This window comes from Halorubrum ruber (assembly GCF_018228765.1).
GTDB lineage: Archaea > Halobacteriota > Halobacteria > Halobacteriales > Haloferacaceae > Halorubrum > Halorubrum ruber.
Map to the genome: position 1 here is coordinate 813,990 of NZ_CP073695.1, position 14,891 is coordinate 828,880.

Here is a 14,891-nt window from a genome sequence, read left to right on the forward strand (position 1 = left end):
GCACGCGCCGACCGCACGTGGCTATCCTGCCGGATGCCGGAGCCATCGAAGCGCCCGAATCCGCCGGCTCGTCGCGGCTCGCGTCCGGGGTCGCCGTGACCGAAACCCTTTCGACGCGACCCCGAAAAGTCGGGACAATGCGGAAAAGCGGCCCGCCGAAAGGACTGATCTCGTACCTCGTGTTGGAGCTGCTCGACGAGCGTCCCCGGTACGGGTACGAGCTGCTCGGCGAGATAACCGAAATCAGCGGCGGTCACTGGGAGCCCTCCTACGGCTCCGTCTACCCGATCCTCTACAAGTTCGAGGAGGAGGGCGTCGCCGAGCGCGTCGAGCGCGACGACGAGCCCGACCGCAAGTACTTCGCGCTCACCGACGCGGGCCGCGAGGAACTCGCCGAGAAGCGCCGCGAGATCGGCGGCGAGGCGAGGGAGTTCGGCGACGTCGTCCTCGGCTTCTATCACCTGTACGCCGCGCTCGCGACCGACGGCCGCTTCGAGGTCGACGACGCGGACGCCGACTGGGGGTTCTCGGAGCGGTACAGCGCGTGGATCGTCGAGCAGATGATCCGCCACCACGAGCGCGACTTCGGCGAGTTCGAGCGGATCGACGCCTCGCCCGAGGAGTTCTACGCGGAGGCGGACGACTCGGAGGCTGCCGACGCGGACGGCTCGGAGGCTGCCGACGCGGATGGCTCGGAGGCCGCCGACGCGGAGGGGTCGGAGGGAGCGCCCGGTGCCGAGGGGTCCTCGTCTGGCGCCGCCGACGACTGACGCGCGACGTGGTCCCCGCGCCGGAACGGGCTCGTCACCGGCGGAGCAGCCGCCACAGGAGCCCGCCGGGGAGTCCGGCGCGCACGAGTCGGTCGTACAGCCGGTCGGGGAGGACGCGCGCGAGTCGCGGCAGCCACCGCGCCCGACGGCTCACCCGGTAACGCGTTTCTGGCCGCTCCGCCGTCACCGCGGTCACCACGCGCTCGACGACCGTTTCGACGTCGGTGGCGGCCGGCGAGTACCCCTCGAACTCACGGTAGGCGTCGGCGTAGGGGCTCTCGTCGCTCGCGTCCTCGCCGCCCTCCCCCGCGCCGCTCGCGTCCTCGCCGTCCGCACTCACGACCGCCGCCGCGGCCCGCTCGTTGAACCCGGTCTGGACCGGCCCGGGCTCGACCAGCGCGACGTCGACCCCGCGGGGGGCGACCTCGCGACGGAGCGCGTCGACGTAGCCGTCGAGACCCGCCTTCGCGGCGCTGTACGCGCCGTGGTACGGTAGCGCGACCGACCCGACCATCGACCCGACGACGACGACCCGGCCGCCGCGCTCGCGCAGCGCCGGGAGCGCCGCGGAGACCGTCACGTGGACCGCGGTCAGGTTCGTCTCCACCTGTCGCCGGAACGCCTCCGCCGAGGTGTCCTCGACCGCTGCGATCTCGTAGCCCCCGATACAGGAGACGACCGCGTCGAGGGGGCGGTCCGCGAGCAGGTCGCGGACGGCCGCCTCGTCGCGGAGGTCGATCGCGGCGGTCTCGACCGCGTCGGGCAGATCGGCGAGCCCCGCCGCGTCGCGGTCGACCCCGAGGACGTCGTGACCGGCGGCCGCGAGCGAGCCCGCGACGCCCCCACCGATCCCGCCCGCCGCCCCCGTCACGAGAACGTACATGGCCGGGCGTTCGCGACGGAGTCAATAGACGGTGGCGGTTCGGCGGGTCGGCGCGATACCGACGACTGACGACGCGCCCGAAGGCATATACCCGCCACGGGCGATTGTCGGCGTAATGTCCACCGACGAGCCGTCCGTCCCGATCGTGTGCGACGAGTGCGAGACGGAGACCCGCGTGCCGCTCGACGACCTCGCGGACGCGCTCGAGAAACACAACGCCCAGAAGCACGACGGCGAGTCCGTCGCGGAGGTCGACCCGGCGATCAAAGACCGGCTCGCCGACCTCGTCGCCGAGGATCTCGGACTGTTCGACGAGGACGCGACCGAGCGGCCGTGAGACCGTACGCCGTCTGATTCGCGCGAGCGGGTCGCCGCCGACAGACTCCCGCGTGCGCCCCGCGAGACCGCGAACGAGCGCTCCCGACGGGGGACCACACCAGCAACATTTGCGTCGTTCGATGACGGGCTCTGCTCCGGAATATCGCTTGAAACCCGTTTTCAATCCCGAGCGGCTCCGAATTTCGAATTCGTCGGCGTCACCGGAACGCGCTTCCGTTGCTGGTGACGCGAGGGTGTTGCCCGCGGAGCCGCTTTCGTGCGTATGTACGAACCAACGCGGACAGCGTCGCGGCGGTCGTTCCTCGCGGCCGCGGGCGGAACCGCGACGGTCGGCCTCGCCGGCTGTCTCGGCGGCGGCGGTGGCGGCGGACTCGACGAGCTAACGGTCGCGCACATGCCGATCTACCCGGACCTTCAGTGGTACGTGATGGAGGGCGAGGGGTACTTCTCGGAGATAGACGCCGAGGTCACCGGACAGGAGTTCGGCAACGGCCCGGACATCGTTCAGGCGCTCGGCGGCGGCGACATCGACATTGCGATGTTCGGGATCGTTCCCGCGATGATCGCCATCGACCGCGGCATCTCGGCGCAGGTGACCGCCGCGAATATCGAGGAGCCGATGGGTATCATGGCCGAGGAGTCGTTCCACGAGACGTTCGAGGCCGAGGGCGCCGACGCGTTCGCGACGTGGGAGGAAGAGCAGGGTGAGCCGTTCACCTTCGGCACGTTCCCGCAGGGGAGCGTCCCCGACGTTCTCCTGCGCTACTGGCTCCGCGACGTCGGCGTCGACCCCGCGGCGAACGACGCGGTGGAGATCATCGAGATCAGCGGCGCGAGCTCGGTCTGGCAGGCGATCGCCAACGACGAGATCGACGGCACCTCGATCATGGAGCCGGTACCGACGATCGCGCAGGCGGAGGGCTCGTCGGTGACGATGCTCCGGACTGCGGCCGAGGTCCTCCCCGGCCAGCCCGCCGCGGTCACCCTGATGAGCGACGCGGTGCGCGACTCGCCGCTCGCGGCGCAGTTCCTCGAAGAGCACGTCCGCGCGACCGAGTTCATCGGCGAGAACCCGGACGCGACCGCCGCGCACGTCAACGAGGGGATCGGGATGCCGACCGACCGCGCACGGGATGCGCTCGACTCGCCGCTGTCGAACTTCATCACCGACCCCAACGAGATCACCGAGGCGACGCAGGTGTTCTCGGAGTTCGCGGCCGGGAACGGCCAGATCGACGAGCAGCTGTCGAACGACCAGATATTCGATCTGGAGGTGTACGACACCCTCTGATGGCGACCGAAACCGCATCGCCCGTCGGGGAGGGCGACGCGTTCGCGGGCGTCGAGCTCGGCGACGGCCGCCGGCTGCTTCGCGGGGCCGTCGGGATCGCGGCGTTCCTCCTCGTCTGGCACGCCGTCTCGCTGACGCAGGATCCGTTCGTCCTTCCCTCGCCGGTCGCGGTCGCGGGGGCGTTCGCGAGCGAACTCGCCTCGGGCGACATGACGGCGGCGTTGTTCCAGAGCGTCCAGCACTGGATTCCGGGCACGCTCGCCGGAACGGGGCTCGGCGTGGCCGCCGGCGTCGCGTTCGGCTGGAGCCGACTGCTCGACGACCTGACGGCGCCGCTCGTCAGAACGCTGCGCCCGGTGCCGCCGCTCGCGCTCATCGGCTTCGCGATCGCGTGGTTCGGGATCAACGACTGGGGCGCCGCCTTCATCATCGCGGTCGGCGCGTTCTGGATCAACTTCTACGCGGCGTACGGCGCAGTCGAGGGCGTGAGCGAAGACCTCCTCGACGTGGGGCGAACGCTGGGGGTCCGCGGCGACCTCGACGCGGTCCGCTCGATCGTGCTACCAGCGTCGATGCCGGGGATTCTCACCGGGATCCGGACGGGACTGGGACGGTGTTGGATGCTCGTCGTCGCCTCGGAGATCTTCGGCGTCCCCGGGGTCGGCCGCGAGATCATCCGCGCCAGCAACAACCTCCGCGTCGACCGGGCGATCGCGTACATCCTCGTGTTGAGCCTGATGTACCTGCTCGTCGACGTGGCGTTCCGCGCGGTCGAACGGAGGGCGTTAGCGTGGCGGGCGTGAACGGCGGCTCCTCCCTCACTCCCGCGGAGGCCAGCGTCGCGCTCGACGGGGTCGGCAAGACGTACCCCGGCGACGGCGACGGCGGCTCGGTGCGCGCGCTCGACGACGTTTCCTTCTCGGTCGCGGACGGGGAGTTCGTCTGTCTCGTCGGGCCGTCGGGCTGCGGCAAGACGACGCTGTTCCGGATCGCGGCCGGGCTCACCGACGCGACGGACGGCCGCGTCTTGCTCGACGGCACCGAGGTCACCGGCCCCACGACCGACATGGGCGTGGTGTTTCAGGAGTACCACCTGTTCCCGTGGCTGACCGTCGCGGGGAACGTCGGGTTCGGCCTCGAACGGAGCGACCGCTCGCCCGCCGAGCAGGAGGCGCGCGTCGACGAGATGCTCGATCTCGTCGGGCTGACGGAGTTCCGCGACGCCTACCCGAAGTCGCTGTCCGGCGGGATGAAACAGCGCGTCGCCATCGCGCGGTCGCTCGCCGTCGATCCGAGCCTCCTGCTGCTGGACGAGCCGTTCGGCGCGGTCGACGCTCAGACCCGCGAGATGCTCCAGCGGGAGCTGCTCGACGTGTGGGCCTCGACGGGGAAAACCGTCCTCTTCGTCACGCACGACGTCGCGGAGGCGGTGACGCTCGCGGACCGGATCGTCGTGATGGCCGCCGACCCGGGACGCGTCCGCGAGATAGTCGACGTCGACGTCGAGCGCCCGCGCGAGCGCGGCGACGCCGCGTTCGCGGAGTACGTGGGTCGCGTCCGGGAGCTGATCGGGGCCGGGCCGTAGTCGATCGGGTTACGCTTCGTGGTCTCCGCCGTCCCCGCTGTCCTCGACGCTCTCTGACAGCTCGTCGACGTGGGTGCGGAGCGTCGCCAGCGTCGCGTCCGCGTCGGCGTACCCCTCGTCGTAGTCGTCGAGCGCGGCCGCCGCTCGGTCCAGGAACCGTTCCACCGCCTCGTCGGTCGGCTCGTCGGTCATGCGAAACCGTCCGCCCGCGAGCGGTTTATGTCTCCCGGCGGCGCGGTCGAACGCCGGCGACGCGTGCCCGGCTACTGTCGCCGGCGGAGCGCGTACGCCGTGTAGCCGACGGCGACGACGAGCGCGGCGGAGAGCAGGGTGCCGAAGACCGCGGGCGATGCGGTGACGTAGTCGCCGAACGGGTCGGTCAACGCGAACACGCCCACGACGAGCGCGAGCGAGATGGCGATGCCGACCGCGCCGAACGCCTTGAACGCCGCGTCGAGGTCGAAGCCGGGCGATCCGGATTGGTGGCTCATACTCCTCGATAGGCGTTCCGCGTATAAATCCACCCGACGGGATTCTCAGAGCCGTGGAACGGCAGGGCGCGGGAACTCCCCGGGAACGGCGGCGGGGACTCGTTCCGAGAGAACGGCGACCGGCGCACTCACTCCGGGAATCCCTCGACGATCTCGACGCCGGAGGAGGCGCCGATCCGGACCGCGCCCGCGTCGAGCATCTCCGTTGCCTCCTCGTAGGACCCCACGCCGCCGGAAGCCTTCACGGGGAGGTACTCGCTCATCAGCTCTACGTCGGGGACCGTCGCGCCGCCGTCGGCGAAGCCGGTCGAGGTCTTCACCATGTCGGCGTCGGCGGCGACGGCGGCCTCGCAGGCGCGGCGCTTCTCCGCGTCGTCGAGCAGGGCAGTCTCGATGATCACCTTCACCGGGACCGGCACGGCCGCGACGACGTCCGCGATCTCGTCGGCGACCGCGCCGTCGTCCCCCGCCTTCAGCCGGCCGACGTTGATCACGAGGTCGATCTCGTCGGCGCCAGCCTCCCACGCCGCGACCGCCTCGTCGCGCTTGACATCGGGGGCGTGCTGGCCGTGCGGGAACCCGACCACGGTCGCGATCGCCTCGGGCTCGGCCTCGTACGCGACCGCCTCGGGGAGGTAACAGGGCGGGATACAGGCGTTCATCCCGTGAGCGGCGGCCTCGTCGAGAACGGTCCGCACGTCGGCCGGGGTGGTCTCAGGGCCGAGAACGGTGTGGTCGATGCTGGCGGCGAACTCCTCGCGGTTCATGCCCCGTTCGTGGCGGCGGAGTACAAAAGGCGTGCGGGGTCGTGGCGCGCGGATCCGACCGGATCGACGTCGAAAAGACGGGCTCTCGCGGTCGAAAGCGGAAGCGTACGGCCGAAAAACGCGGGGTGAGAGCGGGGGTCGACCGGCGCGCGGCCGGTCGGTCGCGGCGGACGGCGCCGCGGTCAGCTCTCGATCTCGATCTCCGTGCCGCTGACGGCGTTCTCGACGGTCACGGGGAGCCGGACCGTCAGGATGCCGTTCTGGTATTCGGCCGTGATGCCGTCCTCGTCGATCGCCTTCGGGAAGCGGAACCGCCGGTGGTACGTCCGACGAGTCCCGCGGTTCTCGTCCTCGTGTTCCCCGGCCACGTTGAGCACGCCGTCGTTCCACGAGGCGGTGATCTCCTCGGGATCGAACCCGGGGAGCTCGACCGAGAGGACGAACTCGCCGTCCTCCTCGTACAGTTCGTAGTCGTTGCTACCGGATTCGAGCAGTCGGCTCGGGAAGTCGAGTCCCTGCGTCCACGTGTTCGCCGGTTCGAGCATGGGCATTGCTGACCACCTCGAACTCGGTCGGTAGTATGGCGGCGGTTCTATAAAAATCCAACGAATTTTGGGAGGAATTAACAGGCACACCGCGAGCTGCGGACCGTTCGCGACGAAGCGGTCTCGACGAATCTCCCACGATGAGCGCGATCAATCAGCGCGGCGATTCCGGTTGGAGATTTCTCCAACGTTCGCGCTGCCGCCCCGGATTTATTTCACCTGCGTGCCAGTAGCACCCATGGATCGCGACACCGCAACGCCCGCCGTCGCCGGCCTCCCCGGCGAGCGCGCTCGCGAGTGGGTCGACTACCACCACGAGTCGGCCGCGCCGAGCACCTACGTTTACGAGTTCGTCTGGGACCGCACCGCGCCCGCGGAGGGCCCGTTCTGCACCGACGTCGACGGCAACGTCCTCATGGACTTCACCAGCCACGTCGCCGCCGCGCCGCTCGGGTACAACAACCCCCTCATAATGGACCGGCTCGAAGAGTTCGACCTCGTCGACCCGCTGAAGATCGCCGGGCAGGACTTCTACGCCGCTGGCGGCCCCTCTCCCGGGGACGGACTCCCCGGCTCGTCGGGGCTTATGGACCGCCTGACGGACCTGACGAGCCACTACGACATGGACACCGTCTTCCTCTCGAACTCCGGGGCGGAGGCGGTCGAGAACGCCATCAAGATCGCCTACGACGCCTCCGACGGCGCGAAGTACGCGATCACCTTCGACGGGGCGTTCCACGGCCGGACGCTGGGCGCGCTCTCGCTCAACCGCTCGAAGTCCGTCTACCGCCGCGACTTTCCGGAGATCAGCGGCGTGACCGAGGTGCCGTTCTGCGAGGACCGCACCTGCTCGCCCGAGACCTGCTCGTGCGGTTTCTTCGCGGACGGCGTCTCGCGGCTCCGGAAGAAGCTCGATCCGGAGCGCGGGAACGTCCACCCCGACGACGTGGCCTACCTCATCATGGAACCGATCCAGGGCGAGGGGGGCTACCGGTTCCCCTCGGAGGCGTTCACCGACGAGATCGCGGCGCTCGCCGAGGAACACGACATTACGGTGATCGCCGACGAGATCCAGACCGGCGTCGGGCGCACCGGCGAGATGTGGGGCTCCGACCACTACGCGTACGACCCCGACGTGATCGCGAGCGGGAAGGGGCTCCGCGTGGGCGCGACCGTCTCGCGGAGCGACGTGTTCCCCGAGGAGACCGGCCGGCTCTCCTCGACGTGGGGCGCCGGCGACCTGATCGCCTCGGCGCAGGGCGCGCTCACGCTCGACGCCATCGAGGAGGCGGACCTCACCGACAACGCCGTCGTCCGCGGCCGACAGTTCAAAGAGACGATGCGCGACGCCGACCTCGACCCCGTCGAGGACGTCCGCGGAAAGGGCCTGTTGCTCGCCGTCGAGTTCGACACGAAGGAGCGCCGGGACGCGGTCGTCGACGAGGCGTTCTCGCGCGGCCTCCTCACGCTCGCGTGCGGTCACAAGGTCCTCCGAATTCTCCCGCCGCTCGACGTCACCGAACGCGAAATCGACCTCGGCGCCGACCTACTCACGGACGCGATCGAAGCGGCGGCGTAGGCCCGCTATCGTCGCTCGCTACCGGTCCGCGTACCACTCCGCGAACTTCTCTAAGGCCCGCCCGCGGTGCGACACCGCGTTCTTGCGGTCGGTGTCCATCTCCGCGAACGTCTCGCCGTCGTGTTCGAAGATCGGGTCGTAGCCGAACCCGCCGTCGCCCCGCGGCGCGACGATCCGGCCCGGGACGTACCCCTCGAACAGCTTGACCGGGAGCGGGTCGGCGCCGGCGTCGCCGCTACCGCCGTCACCTTCGCCCTCGTCCGGACCCGCCGCCGCGGCCGCGTCGCGGTCGCCGCGGTCCACGGGGTCGGGGCTCGCGGCGAACCCCTCGCCGTCGCAGTAGCCGAGCACGCACCGGAAGGCTGCGCGGCGGTCGTCGAGGTCGGCGGCGATCTCGTGGACGCGCTCGACCCCGAGGGTGTCTTCGACGTACGAGGAGTAGGGTCCCGGGAAGCCGTCAAGCCCCTCGACGAACAGTCCCGCGTCGTCAACGAGGACCGGACCGTCCGCGTGGCGGTACGCCTCGCGGGCCCCGCGGGCCGCGATCGGGCCGAGCTCGTCGGCCTGGACCTCCGCGTAGTCGAAGTCGAGCCGCTCCACCGAGCCGTCCGGGAGGTACCGCTCCGCCTCGCGCACCTTCCCCGGGTTCGTCGTCACGTACCTGAGCACGGATCGCCGTGGGCGCGCGCCCGACGAATAGGCGTCGGTCGCGGGCGACGGTGAAAATCCGCCCGACCCGGCAGTACGCTTTTGTCGACGCGACGGAATCCGTGGCATATGTCCCTCCCCACGTTCGAGAAGAAGCGACTCATCGGGCTCATCGCTGTTCTTTCGTTCGGCCTCACCTCCCTCTTCGCGGTCATCGTCCCGGGCCCGCTGGAGGCGCTGATCCCGGCGACGTTCATCGCCGGATTCTTCCTCCTGATCCCGCTCGTGGCGGTGCTCGGCGAGGACTTCCCGCTCGTCGCGGCAGACGATCCCGACGCCGACGCGTCGACTGAGAGCGCGACGACCGCCGAACGACCGGTCGCGGAACTGCGCGAGCGCTACGCGAGCGGCGAAATAGACGAGTCGGAGTTCGAGCGGCGGCTCGACCGCCTGCTGGCGACCGAGGACCTCGACGAGCGGTTCGACCGGATCGACGCCGACCGCGGCGGGGGAAGTCGGGAGCGCGACCTCGAACTGGAGTGAATCGGCGCGCGTCGGTTCCGCCTCAGGGGTCGACGCGGACGAGCCACGCCTCGGGGTCGTCGATCTCTCCGGCGGTCGGGAGGTTCTCGGCGCGCTCCCAGACGGCGCCCGCGGCCTCGATGCCGCGCACGTCGGCGACGTGCCGGAAGAAGGCGGCGCCGCGCTCGTACTGCCGCCGCTTGAGCCCGAGGCCGAGCAGGCGCTGCGCGAGCCGGCGCACGGGGCCGCCCCCGCCGCGGCGCTCGTCGAGCTTCCGTCGGAGGTCCGCGTACTCACCGTCGAACGCGCGGTCCATCAGCACCTCGGCGTACCCCTCCACCGCGGTCATCGCGGCCTGGAGCTCCGCGAACGCGTCGGGGTCGAGCCCGCGCCCGGTCATCCCCTCGACGCCGCCCGCGCCGCCGACCATCCCCTCGACGCCGCGCTCGACGCGCGATTCGAGGTACTCCGGCAGCCACGGCGCCGCGCCGAACTCCGCGGCGTGGGTCACCTCGTGGAACGCGATCCACCGGCGGAACCGAGGGTAGTCGACGTCGAGCGCGGCCGCGACCGCGACGATGTTCGGGTGGACGAAGTAGAGCCCGTGGTCGGCGTCCGGCTCGTCGGCGAGCAGCAGCGGGTCGTACTGGCCGAGGACGTTCCGCGCGAGGAAGCCTAAGGCGAACGCCATCGACCCCGTGTTGGCGACCCGCGAGAGGTCCTGCGCGAAGGCTGCGCCGGGTGCGGGTCCGACCGGTCCGGGCGCGCTGTCCGGCATCACGTCGAGCGAGTCGGTTCCGGGATCCCCGACCGCTCCGGCCTCCTCGCCGTCGCCGGCCGCGGCCGCCTCGATCGGGTCCATCACGCGCCGGAAGGTACCGACGCTCGCGTCGATCCAGTGGTGGCGGTTCTGCACCTCGACGGTGTCGGGAACGTCGAACTCGATCCCGGCCACCTCGGCCAGCCGCGAGCGCGCGTCGCGGACGTCGGCGGCGTACCCCGCGCGCTCCGCGTCGGAGAGCGCGATCGATCCGGGGGCCGTGGCGTCCTTCGCGGCCGCCGCGGCCCGGTCCCAGTCGACGACGCCCGGCCCCTCGGCCTCGGCGACGGTCCGGACGCTTCGGAGGATGTCCATACGGATCCGACGGGCGGCCGCCCCAAAGCGCTTGCGTCGACCGCTCTCCAAGCCTGCGGGCTCGCCGAGAGTCCCGGCGTCGAGGGTCCCGGCGCCGAGCGCCGACACCGACGTTTTCTTGCCGGCCGCCCCACAGCCTCGGAGCATGGACGACGAGCGCAGCGCGTTCCTCGACGACCTCCTCGCGACGCCGAGCCCCTCAGGGTTCGAGACGGCCGCCCAGCGGGTCTGGACCGACTACGTCCGCGAGTTCGCGGACCGGGTCGACACCGACGCGTACGGTAACGCCGTCGCGGTTCACGAGGGCGACCCCGACGCGCCGGCGATCGCCGTCACCGGCCACGCCGACGAGATCGGGTTCATCGTCCGCGACGTGCTCGACGACGGCTTCCTCCGGATCGGGCGGATCGGCGGCTCCGACCGCACCGTCTCGAAGGGCCAGCACGTCACGGTTCACGCCGACGAGCCGGTCCAGGGCGTCGTCGGCCAGACGGCGATCCACCTGCGGGACGAGGGCGACGACGAGTACGAGGACGTGGCGGCCCAGTTCGTCGACATCGGCGCCGAGGACGCCGACGAGGCGCGCGACCACGTCGAGGTCGGCGACCCCGTCACGTTCTCGACGGGCCGCCGCGACCTCGTCGGCGACCGGATCGCCGCCCGCGGGATCGACAACCGGGCCGGCGCGTGGGCGGCCGCTGAGGGGCTCCGCCGCGCCGCAGCGGCCGACGTCGACGCCACCGTCTACGCGGTCTCGACCGTCCAGGAGGAGGTCGGGCTCCAGGGCGCCCGGATGGTCGGCGTCGACCTCGACGACGTCGACGCGTTCGTCGCGGTCGACGTCACCCACGCCACCGACAACCCGGACGTCGACCGCGAGCGGCGCGGCCCGGTCGAGCTCGGCGCCGGTCCGGTGATCGGTCGCGGCAGCGCGAACCACCCGGTCCTCGTCGACCTCGCGCGCGACGCGGCGGACGACGCCGGCCTCGAGGTCCAACTCCAGGCGGCGGGCATTCGCACCGGCACCGACGCGGACGCGTTCTACACCGCCCGGGGCGGCGTGCCGGCGCTCAACGTCTCGATCCCGAACCGGTACATGCACACGCCGGTCGAGGTGATCGACACCGGGGACCTCGACGCCGTCGCCGACCTCCTCGCCGCGATCGGCGCGGCGGCGGGCGATCTCGACGCGGCGGAATCGCCGTTCGGGGTCGACGTCTGAGCGCGGCTCGCCACGACAAACCGGGGCACGGCGGCGTCGAAACGGAACTGTTTTACTATCGTCTTTCCTACCGTAGATTGCGACGAACGGACGTGCTCTGGTGGTGTAGTCCGGCCAATCATATCACCCTCTCACGGTGATGACCTGGGTTCAAATCCCAGCCGGAGCATTTCTCTCACGACGCGACCAACCGACGAGAGCCGGCTCCGTCTTTCCGGTCGCGCCCGCCGAACCGCGTCGCACGGCTTCGGTCGGGTCGGTACGGCTCCCCACACTTATCGGGCGCCCCGTCCTCTTCGGGCACACATGCCCGACGAGCCGAGCGGCCGCAACCTCGACGGCGACGCTCCGGTCGCGGAGTCGGTCGTCGAGACCGAGTCGGCGACGATCACCGGCGACGCCGAGCTCGAACGCACCATCGGGCTGACCGGCGGCCTCGCGATCGGGATCGGGACGATGATCGGCGCCGGGATCTTCGTGTTCCCCGGGCTCGCGGGCGGAGAGATCGGGACCGCGGCGGCTGCCTCGTTCGCCGTCGGCGGGGTGATCGCCCTCCTCGTCGCGCTCCCGACCTCCGAGCTCGCGACGGCGATGCCGCGGAGCGGCGGCGGCTACTACTTCATCTCGCGGGGGCTCGGGACGCTCGCCGGGACCGTGATCGGGCTGTCACTGTGGCTCGGGCTCGTGTTCGCGACCGCCTTCTACCTCGTCGGGCTCGGCTACTACGCGCTCGACGCGCTCGCACAGGTCGGGCTCGCGGTCGGCGCCGGCTCGGACGCCGTCGTCTCCGTCATCGCCGTCCTCGCCGGGGTCGCGTTCACCGTCCTGAACGTCACGGGAACCGAGAACGCCGCGAAGCTCCAGAACGGGATCGTCGCGCTCCTGCTCTCGATGCTGGTCGCGTTCCTCGGGTTCGGGCTGTTAGAGGCGTTCGGGCTCGTCGCCGTCGACACGCCGCCCGGCCAGGCCGCGAACGTCTGGGGTGCCGGGCCGGTCCTCTCCGTCGCCGCGCTCGTGTTCACCTCCTACCTCGGGTTCGCCCAGGTGGCGACGGTGGCCGGAGAGATGAAAGACCCCGGCCGGAACCTCCCGCTCGCGATGGTGGGCTCTGTGGTGATCGTCACGGTGCTGTACGTGTTGACCATCTTCGTCGCGACCAACATCTTCACGCGGGACGCGCTGCTTTCCGCCGGCGAGACCGCGATGGTCGAGGTCGGCCGCGCGCTGCTCGGCCCGGCCGGGGCGCTCGTGATCATCGTCGGCGGACTGTTAGCGACGATGTCGTCGGCGAACGCCTCGATACTCAGCACCTCGCGGGCGATCTACGGCGTCTCGAAGGACGCGCTCCTCCCGCGGCGGGCGAGCCGGATCAACCTCCGGTACGGCACGCCGCACGTTGCCCTCGGCATGGCCGGCGGCCCCGTCGTCGTCCTCGCGGCGACCGGGCAGGTGGAACTGCTCGCCGAGGTCGCCTCCTTCCTCCACCTGATCATGTACGGGCTGATGTGCGTCGCGCTCGTCGCCATCCGCCGGGACCGGCCCGCGTGGTACGACCCCGACTTCGTCGTGCCCGGGGGCCCGTTATCCCGGTCCTCGGCGCGCTCGCCAGCTTCGGGCTGATCGCGTTCATGAACCGGCTCTCGATCCTCGTCGGGATCGCGATCATCGCCGCCACGGCCGGGTGGTACTTCTATTACGCCCGCGACGTGTCGCTCAAGGGGGCCCTGTAATGACACGCGTACTCGTACCCGTCGCGGTGCTCGAGGGAGGGAGCGTCTCGACCGGCCTGATCTCGCTGCTCGGGACCGTCGACGTGACCGTCCTCGGCTACCACATCCTCCCGGAACAGACGCCGCCGGACCAGGCCCGGCTCCGGTTCGAGGAGCGCGCGACGTCCGCCCTGGAGGACATCAGTCAGGAGTTCGCGGCCGCGGGCGGCGCGGCCGACCACCGGCTCGTGTTCACGCACGACCGCGAGCAGACGATCCGGCGGGTCGCGGGCGAGGTCGACGCCGACGCGTTCGCCGTCCCCGGAACGACCGGCGACGTCGACCGGATCTTAGTGTCGCTCTCGGGCGACGTCGACGCCGACCGGATCCTCTCGTTCGTCAAGGCGCTCGTCGGCGACCGCGACATCGGCGTCACCCTGTTCCTCGCGGCGGGAGCCGAAATGCCCGGCGACGGCGCCGCAGACGCCGCCGCGTCCGAGAGTGCCGATCCCGGCGTCGCCGGCGACGTGGGCGACGGTGTCGACGCCCGGCTGGCGGCCGCGGCCGACCGCCTCCGCGAGGCGGGGCTCGACGTTGACACGGCGACGGCGGCGGACGGCTCGCCGTTCGACGCGCTGATCGACGCGGTGCCCGGCCACGACGCGGTCGTGATGGGCGAGCGCGCGCCCTCGTTCCGGTCGTTCGTGTTCGGCGAGGAGAGCGAGCGCGTCGCGGCCGCCTCCGTCGGTCCCGTCCTCGTCGTCCGTGACCGCCGAGCGGACGACGAGTCCGACGAGGACACAGCGGCGTCTGCCGCCGACGACACGGCGTCTGCCGCCGACGAAACGGCGCCTGCCGCCGACGAGTAGGACGGGCCGGCGCGGCGTCGTTCGGAGATCCTACCGCTCGCCGCTAACCGACACCGTCTCCTGTTCGAACCCCGCCTCGTCGCCGCGCCAGCGCCACGAGCCGACGAACGGGGAGCCGTCGAGCGCACAGATCACGTACGAGTAGCCGGGCCACGTCGCCCGCGAGGCGTCCGTCTCGCTCGGGCGCGCCGGTCCCGCCGGGTGCGAGTGGTAGAAGCCGACCACGTCGCGGCCGTCGGCCTCGATCGCCTCGAACAGTTCGAGCTGCTCCTCCGGGTCGATCCGGTACCGGACCTCGGACGCGTCGGCGACGTTCTCGGCCTCGTGAGCGCGCGCGACGACGCTCGACTCGTCACCGTCGCCGCGGGTCCCGGCCAGCACGCCACAGACCTCCTCGGCGCCGCCCGCGTCGGCGTGCCGGACCACGTCGTCGTAGGCCTCCCGAGCGAACTCGATCATACGCGGACAACGGAGGGGCGCCGGATAAGTCCGTCTCGACCGGGGGTCGGCGCGCCGCCGAAGGTCGCGAGGCGGAG

General features: G+C 71.2%; 17 protein-coding genes, 1 tRNA gene and 1 pseudogene. 11 read left to right on the plus strand and 8 right to left on the minus strand.

Going from position 1 to position 14,891, the window contains the following annotated elements; translation table 11 throughout:
* Nucleotides 1–137: 137 nt before the first annotated feature.
* A complete protein-coding gene (locus tag J7656_RS03960; protein ID WP_211554178.1) occupies nt 138–770 on the plus strand; it encodes a PadR family transcriptional regulator in 633 nt (210 codons plus the stop codon).
* A 34-nt stretch (nt 771–804) separates the two neighbouring features.
* On the opposite strand, the gene J7656_RS03965 is transcribed toward J7656_RS03960, so the two are convergent.
* The gene (locus J7656_RS03965) at nt 805–1,653 is read right to left on the minus strand and encodes an SDR family NAD(P)-dependent oxidoreductase (protein ID WP_211554179.1); all 849 of its coding nucleotides are present in this window, start codon (nt 1,651–1,653) and stop codon (nt 805–807) included.
* Nucleotides 1,654–1,768: 115 nt separating this feature from the next.
* On the opposite strand from J7656_RS03965, the gene J7656_RS03970 reads away from it, so the two are divergent.
* The 4 genes from J7656_RS03970 to J7656_RS03985 all read left to right on the plus strand — a co-directional run bounded on the left by J7656_RS03970 (nt 1,769) and on the right by J7656_RS03985 (nt 4,868).
* Nucleotides 1,769–1,990: a DUF8149 family protein gene (locus J7656_RS03970; protein ID WP_017344002.1), complete on the plus strand. Its 222-nt coding sequence runs from the start codon at nt 1,769–1,771 to the stop codon at nt 1,988–1,990.
* Between the two features lie 264 nt (nt 1,991–2,254).
* Nucleotides 2,255–3,283 (plus strand): ABC transporter substrate-binding protein, encoded by a 1,029-nt coding sequence (locus tag J7656_RS03975; RefSeq protein ID WP_211554180.1) that lies wholly within the window; start codon nt 2,255–2,257, stop codon nt 3,281–3,283.
* On the plus strand, nt 3,283–4,086 hold the full coding sequence (locus J7656_RS03980; RefSeq protein ID WP_017344004.1) for an ABC transporter permease: 804 nt from the start codon (nt 3,283–3,285) through the stop codon (nt 4,084–4,086). Before J7656_RS03975 ends, J7656_RS03980 begins: the two co-directional genes overlap by 1 nt.
* On the plus strand, nt 4,074–4,868 hold the full coding sequence (locus tag J7656_RS03985; protein WP_017344005.1) for an ABC transporter ATP-binding protein: 795 nt from the start codon (nt 4,074–4,076) through the stop codon (nt 4,866–4,868). Before J7656_RS03980 ends, J7656_RS03985 begins: the two co-directional genes overlap by 13 nt.
* Nucleotides 4,869–4,877: 9 nt before the next feature.
* On the opposite strand, the gene J7656_RS03990 is transcribed toward J7656_RS03985, so the two are convergent.
* The 4 genes from J7656_RS03990 to J7656_RS04005 all read right to left on the minus strand — a co-directional run bounded on the left by J7656_RS03990 (nt 4,878) and on the right by J7656_RS04005 (nt 6,671).
* A complete protein-coding gene (locus tag J7656_RS03990) occupies nt 4,878–5,060 on the minus strand; it encodes a hypothetical protein (protein WP_017344006.1) in 183 nt (60 codons plus the stop codon).
* A gap of 71 nt (nt 5,061–5,131) precedes the next feature.
* Nucleotides 5,132–5,359 carry a hypothetical protein gene (locus J7656_RS03995; RefSeq protein ID WP_017344007.1) on the minus strand — a complete coding sequence of 76 codons (228 nt, stop codon included), beginning with the start codon at nt 5,357–5,359 and terminating at the stop codon, nt 5,132–5,134.
* Nucleotides 5,360–5,487: 128 nt separating this feature from the next.
* Nucleotides 5,488–6,126 carry a deoxyribose-phosphate aldolase gene (deoC, locus tag J7656_RS04000; RefSeq protein WP_211554182.1) on the minus strand — a complete coding sequence of 213 codons (639 nt, stop codon included), beginning with the start codon at nt 6,124–6,126 and terminating at the stop codon, nt 5,488–5,490.
* Between the two features lie 182 nt (nt 6,127–6,308).
* Nucleotides 6,309–6,671, minus strand: coding sequence for an Hsp20/alpha crystallin family protein (locus J7656_RS04005; RefSeq protein ID WP_026046275.1), 363 nt, complete (start codon nt 6,669–6,671; stop codon nt 6,309–6,311).
* Nucleotides 6,672–6,909: 238 nt separating this feature from the next.
* Here J7656_RS04005 and J7656_RS04010 point away from each other — a divergent pair, with 238 nt between their 5' ends.
* Nucleotides 6,910–8,250, plus strand: a complete 1,341-nt coding sequence (locus J7656_RS04010; RefSeq protein ID WP_211554183.1) for an aminotransferase class III-fold pyridoxal phosphate-dependent enzyme — start codon at nt 6,910–6,912, stop codon at nt 8,248–8,250.
* An 18-nt stretch (nt 8,251–8,268) separates the two neighbouring features.
* On the opposite strand, the gene J7656_RS04015 is transcribed toward J7656_RS04010, so the two are convergent.
* Nucleotides 8,269–8,919, minus strand: a complete 651-nt coding sequence (locus tag J7656_RS04015) for a non-canonical purine NTP pyrophosphatase (protein ID WP_017344011.1) — start codon at nt 8,917–8,919, stop codon at nt 8,269–8,271.
* A gap of 108 nt (nt 8,920–9,027) precedes the next feature.
* Between J7656_RS04015 and J7656_RS04020 the strand changes: the two genes are divergently transcribed.
* Nucleotides 9,028–9,441 carry an SHOCT domain-containing protein gene (locus J7656_RS04020; RefSeq protein WP_211554185.1) on the plus strand — a complete coding sequence of 138 codons (414 nt, stop codon included), beginning with the start codon at nt 9,028–9,030 and terminating at the stop codon, nt 9,439–9,441.
* A gap of 22 nt (nt 9,442–9,463) precedes the next feature.
* Here the strand turns inward: J7656_RS04020 and J7656_RS04025 are convergent, their stop codons facing one another.
* Entirely contained in the window at nt 9,464–10,555 is a 1,092-nt protein-coding gene (locus J7656_RS04025) for a zinc-dependent metalloprotease (RefSeq protein ID WP_211554186.1), read from the minus strand.
* A gap of 145 nt (nt 10,556–10,700) precedes the next feature.
* Between J7656_RS04025 and J7656_RS04030 the strand changes: the two genes are divergently transcribed.
* The 4 genes and pseudogenes from J7656_RS04030 (at nt 10,701) to J7656_RS04045 (ending at nt 14,355) form a co-directional block, all read left to right on the plus strand.
* Complete coding sequence (locus J7656_RS04030) at nt 10,701–11,777, plus strand: zinc-binding metallopeptidase family protein (protein WP_017344014.1); 1,077 nt, start codon at nt 10,701–10,703, stop codon at nt 11,775–11,777.
* 94 nt (nt 11,778–11,871) lie between these two features.
* Nucleotides 11,872–11,946, plus strand: a tRNA-Glu gene (locus J7656_RS04035).
* Nucleotides 11,947–12,083: 137 nt separating this feature from the next.
* Nucleotides 12,084–13,507 (plus strand): annotated as a pseudogene (locus J7656_RS04040) (APC family permease).
* Entirely contained in the window at nt 13,507–14,355 is an 849-nt protein-coding gene (locus J7656_RS04045; RefSeq protein ID WP_211554187.1) for a universal stress protein, read from the plus strand. Before J7656_RS04040 ends, J7656_RS04045 begins: the two are co-directional and overlap by 1 nt.
* A 30-nt stretch (nt 14,356–14,385) precedes the next feature.
* Here the strand turns inward: J7656_RS04045 and J7656_RS04050 are convergent, their stop codons facing one another.
* Entirely contained in the window at nt 14,386–14,814 is a 429-nt protein-coding gene (locus J7656_RS04050; protein ID WP_211554188.1) for a desampylase, read from the minus strand.
* Nucleotides 14,815–14,891: the final 77 nt, after the last annotated feature.